Here is an 11,815-nt window from a genome sequence, read left to right as displayed (position 1 = left end):
AATAATTCGCCGTATAACACTTTGACTCTTACGCTATACTTTCTAAATATAATTCGTGTAAACACTATGTTACTATACTATCTTTTTTCATATTGCTCAACTATTTCTTCAATTTTCTCCTTATATTTTTTAGACTTAGTGTTAAATCTTACATAAATTTTATTAATTAAATATATTGCTACACCTAGATCTAAAAACCCTTCTATTAAATTTAATCCTGATTTTTTTTGTTCATAATTTCCAGCCCACTTATATAATACCGTAACAAAATTGTATTTAGAATCTACATATACGAAATGTAATATATTAAATAATAGTATAAAACATATTATTACTCCATAGCCTATGGTCCCTCTTTTTCTCCATTTTTTAATTTCAGTATTAACATATTCATTTTTCAATCTATTTTCAGCTAATAATAATGTTGAAGCTGTCTCTTCTAATGATTTTCTTAATTCAATATTTTGTTCAGATACAGTATTATTTTCTTCATTTGCTATTTTTAAATCTTCATTTGCCCTATTTAACAAATCCACATATACTGATTCTGTGTATACCTTGACCTTATCTCTTAACTCATTTCCATCATATACTTTAACAATATTATCAATTTCGTCTTCAATAAGTATCTTAGCTAACGATTCTTGCATTTGAATATTTTCTGTTATTTCAACTATTGAATCTAGCACAATGTTAATTTTTTCACTCGATATTATACTCTCGTTATTTCTAATATTTAAAAAACTTACAAAACTTTTAAAATCATCTGTAGTTCTTGCTCCAAACCTAAGCATAATACTTAACCATTGAGAAGGTAAAAAGACAATGGGTTGTCCATATTCTGTATTTCTATAATTCCATTCTCTTAATTTTTGATCTGTTGAAATCATAAATTCTTTTATATCCATTAATTTATTATTGCCATTATGACTTGCTTTTCGTTTTAATGAAATTAATAATATATTTTTAGCATCTGTATCATTAAGATTTAACTTGTCACTTTGCTTAAATCCACATATTGAATTTGACATACCGTTAACTTGTCTTTCTATACTTTTATTATTCATATCTATTATTTCTGAATAATTTACTTCAATATTATACTCCTTCTTAAAGTCATCATATAAGGCCTTTACATAAGCTTCAAAATATTTTACATCTTTATTTCTTTTTCCACAAATCCACTCACAATATCTATTATTAATATCTTGATTTCGATTAATTTCCTTATATAACTTTGTATTCTTATATGCATTTCTATAATTTTTAATATCATTTATATAGTATTTTAGAGATTTATAAAATTCTTTTTCTGTATACACGGATATTTTAAGACTTATATTCATTTCCAAGCACTTTTTAAGAAACTTATTTGTCATTATTTTTCTATTATCCCCATTTATACCTATAGTTCTGTAAATGATGTTAGTATCTAAATAAAATTCTTTATTAGATATTTCATTCTGATATAAATCTTTTCTACTTCCCGTAATCATACAATATTCTAATGAAAGACTTACAATATTAAAAATTGCTTTATCTTTGTCATTATCCTCATATTCAATAAACTTATTAATAATATTAGTCTCTTCATCTGAATATTTGGTTGTATCTACTAATGACTTTCTATTATCTAAACGATTATTTATAAAATAATCATACCCATTTAAATTTGATGTAAATATGTTATATGAAAACCTATATATTATGTCTGTTATCTCGTTAGCTTTCTTACTTAAATTATTATTTTCAATAAAATTATTAATGTGTTGCTCAATTCCTAATGACTTAAATTTCGATAAAGTAATATACTTTTTTTCTAGAAGATTAAAATATATATCTCCATCATCTATATATTTAATATTAAAAACATCAGTGTTTCTTTTTACAATGCTTTCAATTTCCTTTTTTCCTAAAGTAAGACAGTAATGAATTTCACAGAATTCAATAACTTCCAAGATATACATCTTCTTGTTTTCATCAATAAAAACAGATTCAATTATTTTTCTTAGTATAGTAGTTTTCTTAACATCATAATTCTCATTTCTATATAATAATGCTGATAACCTAAATAAATTTTTTTCATTTATACTTTGACTATCCATATATACCTCCAAATAAAATAGATTAAGAAAATTTGCAATCCCGTCATAATCATCTTCCAATATTTCCATAAGTTCTTTCTGTCTCTCAATTATAGGATATTCTACATTATCCTGTAATCACATTTTTCATTCCAAAATATAAGATTACTATTTGATTCTTTATAAAAAATATTAATTTTTTTATAGTTCTCAATTCTTCTACTTATTTCGTTAACAAAATCCAGTTCCTTATCTGCTTCTATTTTTTTATTAATTTCATCTATGTTAATTTCAGGTAATCATTCTATTATCATATTGGAATTAGGTCAATATTAGGGACACATTTTTATAAAATTTTATAATATATTTTTATATTGATTTTCTTTCATCTGAGGAGTTATATAACCGATTGCTCCATGAATTCACTTTCGGTTATACCATGCCTCAATAAATTCAAATATACTTAATCTTGCTGAATAAATCATAATATCTCATATGATTGACTAATTCTTTCTTTAATATAGAATTGAATGATTGAACACAAGCATTATCGTAAGGACAACCTTTGCGACTATGAGATTGTATTATTTCATACTTTTATCTGTTCTATGAAAGCAGAGCTAGTATACTGGCTACCTAAATCAGAATGAAAGATTACTTCACCCTTTTTAGGGCGTTGATTTACATATGCACTATTTAGTGCTTCAATAACAAGATCAGCATCCATAGTCCTTCCAAAAGAGTGTCCAATGACTTTTTTACTACACAAATCTAAGACTGCTGCTAAATAGCACCAACCATCCTTTATTGTGTGTATATATGTATATCACCAGCCCATTTTTCATTTATATTTTCACCACTAAAGTCTTGATTTAATATATTGGTTTTTTCTTCTACCTTTTGAGAACTACGTGCCGGCTTAAACTTTTCTGTAACAATAGAACATATACCTAGTTCTTTCATTTTCCTTTGAACTCTTTTTATACTAACTTTGAATCCCCTTTCACATAGTATTTGTTGGATCTTTGGAGCTCCATACCTCTTTTTGATTTCATTATAGATTTTCATCATTTACTCTTTACAAATAGTATTCTCTAATTCTCTTTTAGAAATTTTTTATGAAAACTCTCATAATAAGTGTTTCTAAGAATTCCTAATATTCTACATTGAATTTTAACTGGATACTTATCTTTATCAGTATAAATAAATGATATTTTCTTACTACCACCTTGAGCTTTATTCACCCAGTTATTTACACTTACATAGTTAATGTCATATTCTTCGCATATTTCTTTTACTGGTTTTCCAGTATTATATATTTCTACAATCATCTTTTTAAATTGATCAGTATATCTCTTTCCTGTTTCTCTCATCTGAACACACATCTCTATTTATATTTTAAATGTTTTATCTGAAATGTGTCCATAATAATATTATACTACAACTACTTTTATAATTCAGAAAATATTTTGTTTTAACATAATTGTAACCAGACAATAAAGTCGTTCAAAATCCAAATCACCCCTTAGCCCTTTCTCCATCTATCTCACCGTCATTTTCTTAATTTTTCCAGTTGAATAAAGTCGTTCAAAAATCGCCCTATCCTCTCCCTCTTTTTCCCTAATATGTAATCAAAGACGGTAAATACAGTTGTTCAAAAGTAGGTTTTAAAACTGATGTTTCAAAGAGACGTATAACGCTCTGAAATCCTTCTTATTCCTATCTTCTTATCCCTTCCATGCCCTATCGGGCTATTCTTTTTCTTCCTCGCTTAGGTGGGCGTAGCCCTTGCTATTACTTTATTTGCTCTATCTTCAACTCTATCTATCTTTCTATCTATCTAATTTCTATCCTTACACCTAATTTCACAATCCTAATTTACATAAAAAAAAACAGAGAGAATCGAGCATGGCTTCGCCCTTTTCTCCCTGTGGTTTTTGAATGACTTTATTAAGTTTTGAACGAGTTTTTTAAACTTTAAATGAGTTTATTAGCTATATACAATAATATTTATACTAATTTCCCTATTTCATCTAAATTTTAGTGTATATTTATATAACCTCTTATAATTTAAGTTCATAAAAATAAAAATGATTTTTCATTGTTATTATAGCTTTCCAACTTTTATTTTTAAATTCCAACTTTTATTTTAAACTTCCAAAGTTTATTTCAAGTCTACAGCAATGGACAAAATTCTTATTGTTTTTAACTATATAGCAGAAATATAATAAAAAATCAGTAAATCTCCTAATTGAAATTTACTGATTATATAATTAGTCTAGTATATTACCAAAGCCTTCCCCTAAAACCTCATGGACATTATGGGTTATGATAAAAGCACCTGGATCTACTTCTCTTATAAAATTTCTAAGCTTAATAAACTCTTTTTTACCCATTACAGTTATCAAAACATCACTTTTTTCTAAGTTATACGCTCCTATAGCACGATAAATAGTAGCACTTCTACCTAGCTCTTCAATAATAAATTTTCTTATCTCTTCAGTTTTAGAACTCATTATTTCTATTCTCTTAGTTATATTAAGTCCATCTATAACAAAGTCTACCATAGATCCATTTATTATAACACCAAGTAAAGCATACATTCCTGTAGTAGCTCCAAATGCTATAACTGCTAGTAAGGTTATACTAAAATCTATAATTAAAAGTCCTTTTCCAATTTCTAGATGAGCATATTTATTTAATATTTTAGCAGGTATATCCGTTCCCCCTGTAGATGCATTCCTATTAAACACTATAGCCATACCTATAGCTCCGATTAATATACCAAAAATTAAATTTATAAGTATATCCTGTGAAATAGGTTTACTAATGGGTGCTACTTTTTCTAAAATGGATATTATTACTGAAAGCATAAGACTAGAATATATAGTTTTTGTTCCAAATGCCTTTCCAATAAAAATAAAACCTATTACAAAGAAAAATATGTTCCCTATAAGCATTATAATACCAATACTAAGGTTAGGAATATAATGGTTTATTACCATAGCAAGCCCAGTAAGTCCTCCAGCTGCTAAATTGTGTGGGACCAGAAAGAAATGAATACCTATAGCTATTAAAATTAATCCAAAAGTTATTATAATATAATCTTTTATTTCCTTTTTCAAACCCATTCCTCCTTAATTTATCCTATTTATTTTTGTAAATAGATCTTATATTTTTGAATTTAATGTTAGTCTCTTTATTTAATCATATATCAGTAGATAAGTTATTACAATATATATATCTTTTCCTTATATATGTTTAATTTTTTAAATACTTATATACGTAAAAAACTACTACTATAAAATTTGACCGAACTTAATCAGAAAATTTCATAGTAGTAGCGTGTTCTTTATATTTACTTATAGTATTTTTCTTTACTTGCAATGAAATGTAGCACACTCTGTTTCTCTTGGCTTACATGCATGGTCTCCAGAAATACAAATTTCCGAAGCATCACATTTATGGTTTTCGTTATAAACACAATTGGTAGCTTCACATCCTACTACCATTTCTGGATTAGGTCTTTGATTACTATTTGACATAGCTCCACTTTTTTCTGCAAAACTATCACAACAAGTAGAAGATTTATGAGTAGCTTCTCTTCCACCTACTTGAATAGAATCAATGCAGCAATAATAATCATTATTATATGCACAACTACATGCATCACATTTTAATTTAGTCATAAGAATGCCTCCTAAAGTTTATTTCTATAATATTGTTTCAATTTAGTAGGCAAATTATTCTTACATAATTTTATTGTTCTTTTACTTTACCTTTACAAATACGGAAAATTGAATTTCTGTAGACTCTATATGGTCATAATTTAAATCCCTACGACCAGAAAAGTTATCAATTTTTATTTTCATTTTAACTTTATCTGTTTCATCTTCAAATTGCATATCTTCTACAGGTATGGAGTTTGTTTTATTATCACCATATTTATCTATTATCCTATTAAAATACTCATTTAAATTTTTATTATATATCTGTTTACCTTTCTCTAATATCTTAAGTTCATTAGATGCTTTATTATAGTCAACTGTAATTCCATAAGAATTCTTATTAGCAGCACTTTGATAACTTATAATGTTAAAAAGGTAATCATAGTCCTTTATTTCTATAGGCTCTAATATTTCTTCACTTGTAAAATAAAAATGTTCATATCTACTTTCATAATTTAAATTAGAATAAGTTATTCCTAGTACCCTCTCTGTATCACTTATAGTAAAATTACCTGGCAAATATTTAATATCCTTTAATTCATGTTTTCTATTAAAATAATCCAAAATACTATTGAGCTCTATTTGATCATCTTTAGAAACTGGATCTATAGCTTTAACTATTTTACCATTTTCAATCATATTATTTTTTATAAGGAACTTTTCAAATCTTTTATTTTGACTATACTTAGATAAACTATAACTACTCAAAGGTCCACAAATTGATATAAAAGTAATTATAGCAAGAGATATTGGGAGTATAATATTTTTTACTTTCTTAATTATTGAGTAATATACCATTATTCCAAAGACCCAAATCCCTAGTGCTAAAACAAAATATCTATTTTCAGTTATTCCATAGGCATTAACTCTTATTCCCATAGAAATAAACATAAGTACTATAAGAGGAAGTATTGCCTTTGGAAACACCTTTACAAACTTGCTTACCCAAGGACTATTTTCCTTTACTGGTGAAGTTAAAAACAAGGTTCCTGCTGATATTACTCCATACCATAATACTAAATGAGAAACTAATCCTTCAGGCCACTGTCTAGTAATAATTATCTTAGCAAAATATATATATAAGATTATTGTGTATATAGAAATTAATGGCATAATTATATAAAGCATTAATATCTTAAACACCTTTGGATACTTTTCAACCTTTATAACTTCTTCCTTTTCTGGCATTCCTCCAAGAAAGAAGCATTGTGCAAAAACTCCTACAACTATAAGCCATGTATAATAATATATCTCATATTTAACTTCTATTCCTAAAAGATAATCTACGGTGAACAATATTGCTATTAGTCCTAAATATAAAACTATAGAATATAAAACTGTTGTAAAAAATCTTCCTAAAACCTTTATTACATACATTTCAAAACTTCCATCCTTATAGATATATGGAGTAAAAAAGAATCCTGTAATAAATATTATAATAAGACCAACATATCTAGTAACCTGAACCATATTTAAATCTTCAAGACAAAAATATCCGTAGACTGCTAAACAAATAGCTGCAATAATATAAATTAAATATTTAAACTTCTCATTAGATTTATTTCTTCTTTCAAAATATAATTCAATGCAAATATATACTGGAATACCAAGTACTAAAGTCATAACAACACGTCTTAATTCCTCGTCACTTCCAATACTTTCTCCCATATATATTAAAGTTATAACTGCAGCTATAGATAAAAATATGGGTATAGGAAATCTTTTTACTGAATCTTTTATAGAATTTTTCCATCCATTTACCAAAGTTTTAACATGCAATAATATGACCCCCTTTATTATAAAATTATTTTTCTATGTTTTATATTACCTTTAGATAACTATTTATGTACCACTGTAAATTACACCCATTATACCATATCATCTAAATTAAAACATTCATCTATTACACATAATATTATCATATATGTAAAGAATATTCCTATTAAATATAAAGGAGGTGACCTTTAGTTTGAAGCCCATAGCTTCTACTAAAGAACTTAATGTTTATTCCTAAAAGAATATTATTTGAAAAAGGATCCTTGGATTATGAAATAGGCAAAAATATTTATAACACTTTTAAGGATAATAAAAATATAGAAATAATAAAATTAACTTCTAATAAGATTAAAGAACGAATTCCTGGTGAAAATTTGCATAGCTTTTATCGTGAAGGTAAGAATACCCTAGTTGTGGGTATAAAAAAAAGAAGTAAATTTCAATCCTGTAAACCATCTGCTAATTGGCAGTTACCCCTAGTGTCCGGTTGTATTGCCCATTGTCAATATTGTTACTTAAATACAAATCTAGGAGATAAACCTTATATAAAGATTAATGTAAATATAGATGATATTCTAAATCAAGCAAATGAATATATTAAAGAAAGATTACCTTCCAAAACTTTATTTGAAGGCTCTGCCACCTCTGATCCTATCCCTATAGAACCTTATACTAATAGTTTAAAAAAAGCTATAGAATTCTTTGCTAATAGTGATCATGGATTATTTCGTTTTGTTACAAAGTTTAATGATGTGGATAGTCTATTAAATATAGACCACAAGGGTCATACTGAAATTCGATTTACTTTAAATACAGATAGAGTAATCAGTGACTTTGAAAATAGAGCCGCTTCTATAGATAAAAGAATAGAAGCTAGTGTAAAGGTGGCTAATGCTGGGTATCCTATAGGTTTTATTATTGCACCAGTATTTCTTTATGAAGGTTGGAAAAACGATTATAAACAACTTTTATTAAACCTTAAGGATAAGCTTCCTGATAACTTAACTACTCCTGTTACATTTGAAATAATATCTCATAGGTATACTCCTAGAGCTAAAAATATAATTCTAGAAGTATTTCCTGAAACAACACTTCCTATGGTTGATGAGGAAAGAAAATATAAATATGGACAATTTGGATATGGTAAATATGTATATACAAAAGAGCAACTAGACGAGATGAAAGAATTTTTCAGTTCAGAAATTGACTCTATATTTAATAATAAAGTTATAAAATATATAATATAGTATTAAATGCAAAAGCCAAGCTATATTCCCTTATATAACTTGGCTTCTTTAATGTTATAAAATTGATTTTATATCTTTTGATTCATTCTATGTTTATATATTATTTAATTAATTTCAGCAAATTCTTCTAAGGTTATTCCATCATTATAAATCTTTTCTGACATTTCACTACCCACATATCTCACATGCCAAGGTTCATAATTATATCCTGTTATATCTTCTTTTCCCGACTCATATCTTACTATAAATCCATATTTATATGCATTATTAGCTATCCAATTAGCTTCTGGACATCCTTCAGATATCCATCCAGAACTAGTTGCTAAATCCATAGCCTCTCCTAGTTGATGCTCACTTGCTCCAGGCTTTGCTACATATTTATCTGAATAAGATTTTCCTTGGGTTTCCACATTATATTCATATAAGTTTTTTTGTGTTTTATAAGATCTATAGCCTGATAAACCATATAAGTAAACCCCATCCTTTGAAGCAGCATCTACCAGTTCCTCTAAAGCCTTAGCAGACTCCTTTGTCATATATCTTTCTTCTTCTGTGGATTCAGGTAAGAATTCTATATCTACTGGAACTAAATCCTTTGGCTTATAATCTGATGTTAAAGCATAATTTTTATTTACTACTACTTTGTCATAATCATTAATAATAAAATATCCCTCTGATTTCAAATGAAATTTATTGATCAAATAATTTGTAGTACACATACCTAATATAACTATTACTAGTAACTTCAATATAAATCTTCTTGTTTTTCTAACCTTTTTCTTTTTTCCCATAAGACCATCTCCTTAAGTTCATATACTTATTTTAAATCTTATGAGGTTAATATTTATTACTTAAAGCTTACAAATTTATTACTTATTTATTAAGACATAAAAATTAAACTACTCTCCCTCTTTAGTAAACCATCCTCTACTATTATTAGCTATTCTAACAAGGGTAAGCATCACAGGAACTTCTACTAATACACCTACCACTGTAGCTAATGCAGCACCTGATTGTAATCCAAACAATGAAATTGCTACTGCTACTGCTAATTCAAAAAAGTTACTTGCTCCAATCATTCCTGCTGGTGCTGCTATAGAATGTGGCAACTTCCAAAGTTTTGCCCAAATATAAGCTATTCCAAATATAAGGAAGGTTTGAATTATAAGTGGTACTGCAATTAATACTATATGAACAGGATTATTTAAAATAGTATCACCTTGGAATGAGAATAATATAATCAAAGTCAGTAATAATCCTATTATAGTAACATTATCAAACTTCTTTAAAAATACATTATTAAAATAATCTATTCCTTTGTTTTTAATTATTAATGTTCTAGTTATAAATCCCAGTGCTAATGGTATAACTACAAATAAAACTGTTGACAATACAAGAGTTTCTATAGGTATAACTACATCTCCAACCCCTAGTAAAAAAGCTACAATAGGAGCAAAGGCAATTAAAATAATCAAGTCATTAACTGCTACCTGAACTAGAGTATAGGAAGGATCCCCTTTAGTTAAGTGACTCCACACAAATACCATAGCTGTACATGGTGCAGCTCCTAAAAGCACTGCTCCAGCTAAATACTCCTTAGCAAGTTCTGGTGCTATTATACCCTTAAATACTATAAAGAAGAAAAATGCTGATATAGCATACATTGTAAAAGGTTTAATAAGCCAATTAGTTGTACAAGTAACTATAAGTCCCTTTGGTTTTCTAGTGGCATTAATTATACTTCCAAAATCAATCTTTAACATCATAGGGTATATCATTAACCATATAAGTATAGCCACAGGTATTGACACATTATAATACTCAAACTTATTTAGAGTATTAGGTATCATAGGCAAAAACTGACCAACCAATATTCCCACTACAATACAAAGGGCAACCCATAGAGTTAAGTATCTTTCAAAAACACCTAACCCTTTTCCACTATTTTCTTTATTATTACCCATAAGATAAACCTCCTATAATTCAATTTCTTTATTTTTTATTCTCTTAGCTAAATTCTTAATTTTTTCTTCAATAATTTTAGCAGTTTTAATAAATTCTTCATCGGACTTTCCAGTTGGATCCTCTAATCCCCAATCCTCTATATGTTTTCCCGGTAAAATAGGACATACAACATTACAACCCATTTTAATAACTATATCTACTTCAGGTATATCTCCTAGTAGTTTTGATTTCTGAGTCTCATTCATATCAATGTTATATAACTCTTTTATTATTCTAACCGCATCTTGATTTATTGTAGGTCTTAGCTGGGTCCCTGCAGAATAACTTTCAAAAACCTCTCCTTCATATAACTTTCCTAAGGCCTCCGCCATTTGAGATCTACAAGAATTGTGAACACATATAAATGCCACTTTTGGTTTCATATTTACTCCTCCATTCATAACTAATTAGTATAACGTTTTTTACACTTTTTATTTTATAAATATCTATATTTAACATGGATTTATTTACATTTACACTTTTCTTTTTCTTTGCAAATACACTCCTCTGTATCTGTTGTAACACTTGTTAAAAATAATATTAATTTATTACAATTAGTATTATTTAAAGAATAATGACTCCACAGTCCATCCTTTCTACTCTCAACAAGACCACAATCCATCAACACCTTCATATGATGGGAAAGAGTTGGTTGTGTAAAATCAAAATGTTCTAGAATATCACATGCACATCTTTCACCACAGGATAATATATCTACTATTTTTAACCTATTTTGATCAGATAATGCCTTTATAATTTTTGCATTTTCTTCATAATTCATTTTAACGCCTCCTTATATAGATAAGTGTCTATATAAATAATATAGACTATCATCTATATAGTGTCAATACACTTTATTTAATTTTTCTCCCTGTGCTACATTTATTTTTACCTATGTAGAGCAATATATTTATATAACTAAAGGCTCTGTAGTTGATTAAAGTGATAAATCTTGGAGAGAATTTATATGAACATT

At 27.3% G+C, this 11,815-nt stretch carries 9 protein-coding genes and 1 pseudogene; 1 reads left to right on the top strand and 9 read right to left on the bottom strand.

Annotation, left to right across the window (positions count from 1 at the left end):
* Positions 1 to 77 precede the first annotated feature (77 nt).
* From B3J31_RS14750 to B3J31_RS14730, 5 genes and pseudogenes are all read right to left on the bottom strand, one after another.
* Positions 78 to 2,105 (bottom strand): hypothetical protein, encoded by a 2,028-nt coding sequence (locus B3J31_RS14750; RefSeq protein WP_346867432.1) that lies wholly within the window; start codon positions 2,103 to 2,105, stop codon positions 78 to 80.
* Between the two features lie 335 nt (positions 2,106 to 2,440).
* Positions 2,441 to 3,457: pseudogene (locus B3J31_RS14745) on the bottom strand (IS3 family transposase).
* A gap of 900 nt (positions 3,458 to 4,357) precedes the next feature.
* The gene (locus tag B3J31_RS14740) at positions 4,358 to 5,215 is read right to left on the bottom strand and encodes a YitT family protein (protein WP_167403145.1); all 858 of its coding nucleotides are present in this window, start codon (positions 5,213 to 5,215) and stop codon (positions 4,358 to 4,360) included.
* Positions 5,216 to 5,461: 246 nt separating this feature from the next.
* Positions 5,462 to 5,773, bottom strand: a complete 312-nt coding sequence (locus tag B3J31_RS14735; protein ID WP_150846074.1) for a DUF1540 domain-containing protein — start codon at positions 5,771 to 5,773, stop codon at positions 5,462 to 5,464.
* A gap of 81 nt (positions 5,774 to 5,854) precedes the next feature.
* A complete protein-coding gene (locus tag B3J31_RS14730; RefSeq protein ID WP_346867431.1) occupies positions 5,855 to 7,591 on the bottom strand; it encodes a DUF4153 domain-containing protein in 1,737 nt (578 codons plus the stop codon).
* Between the two features lie 221 nt (positions 7,592 to 7,812).
* Between B3J31_RS14730 and splB the strand changes: the two genes are divergently transcribed.
* Positions 7,813 to 8,835 (top strand): spore photoproduct lyase, encoded by a 1,023-nt coding sequence (gene splB, locus B3J31_RS14725; protein ID WP_346867430.1) that lies wholly within the window; start codon positions 7,813 to 7,815, stop codon positions 8,833 to 8,835.
* A 104-nt stretch (positions 8,836 to 8,939) separates the two neighbouring features.
* On the opposite strand, the gene B3J31_RS14720 is transcribed toward splB, so the two are convergent.
* The 4 genes from B3J31_RS14720 to B3J31_RS14705 form a co-directional block, all read right to left on the bottom strand.
* Positions 8,940 to 9,626: a D-alanyl-D-alanine carboxypeptidase family protein gene (locus B3J31_RS14720; RefSeq protein WP_150846076.1), complete on the bottom strand. Its 687-nt coding sequence runs from the start codon at positions 9,624 to 9,626 to the stop codon at positions 8,940 to 8,942.
* A 108-nt stretch (positions 9,627 to 9,734) separates the two neighbouring features.
* Complete coding sequence (gene arsB, locus B3J31_RS14715; RefSeq protein WP_346867429.1) at positions 9,735 to 10,799, bottom strand: ACR3 family arsenite efflux transporter; 1,065 nt, start codon at positions 10,797 to 10,799, stop codon at positions 9,735 to 9,737.
* Positions 10,800 to 10,811: 12 nt separating this feature from the next.
* Entirely contained in the window at positions 10,812 to 11,222 is a 411-nt protein-coding gene (locus B3J31_RS14710; protein WP_150846078.1) for an arsenate reductase ArsC, read from the bottom strand.
* 80 nt (positions 11,223 to 11,302) lie between these two features.
* Positions 11,303 to 11,620: a metalloregulator ArsR/SmtB family transcription factor gene (locus B3J31_RS14705; protein ID WP_150846079.1), complete on the bottom strand. Its 318-nt coding sequence runs from the start codon at positions 11,618 to 11,620 to the stop codon at positions 11,303 to 11,305.
* Positions 11,621 to 11,815: the final 195 nt, after the last annotated feature.

The sequence above is a fragment of the Clostridium sp. UBA5988 genome, assembly GCF_002435615.1.
GTDB lineage: Bacteria > Bacillota > Clostridia > Clostridiales > Clostridiaceae > Clostridium_J > Clostridium_J sulfidigenes.
Note: the sequence above shows the minus strand (reverse complement) of the source record. Positions and strands in the feature narration are given on the sequence as shown.

What these genes read in the sequence shown, in the direction of transcription:
- B3J31_RS14750 (WP_346867432.1), bottom strand. Translation starts at nt 2,105, where the DNA reads ATGGATAGTCAAAGTATAAATGAAAAAAATTTATTTAGGTTATCAGCA.
- B3J31_RS14740 (WP_167403145.1), bottom strand. Translation starts at nt 5,215, where the DNA reads ATGGGTTTGAAAAAGGAAATAAAAGATTATATTATAATAACTTTTGGA.
- B3J31_RS14735 (WP_150846074.1), bottom strand. Translation starts at nt 5,773, where the DNA reads ATGACTAAATTAAAATGTGATGCATGTAGTTGTGCATATAATAATGAT.
- splB (WP_346867430.1), top strand. Translation starts at nt 7,813, where the DNA reads ATGTTTATTCCTAAAAGAATATTATTTGAAAAAGGATCCTTGGATTAT.
- B3J31_RS14720 (WP_150846076.1), bottom strand. Translation starts at nt 9,626, where the DNA reads ATGGGAAAAAAGAAAAAGGTTAGAAAAACAAGAAGATTTATATTGAAG.
- arsB (WP_346867429.1), bottom strand. Translation starts at nt 10,799, where the DNA reads ATGGGTAATAATAAAGAAAATAGTGGAAAAGGGTTAGGTGTTTTTGAA.
- B3J31_RS14710 (WP_150846078.1), bottom strand. Translation starts at nt 11,222, where the DNA reads ATGAAACCAAAAGTGGCATTTATATGTGTTCACAATTCTTGTAGATCT.
- B3J31_RS14705 (WP_150846079.1), bottom strand. Translation starts at nt 11,620, where the DNA reads ATGAATTATGAAGAAAATGCAAAAATTATAAAGGCATTATCTGATCAA.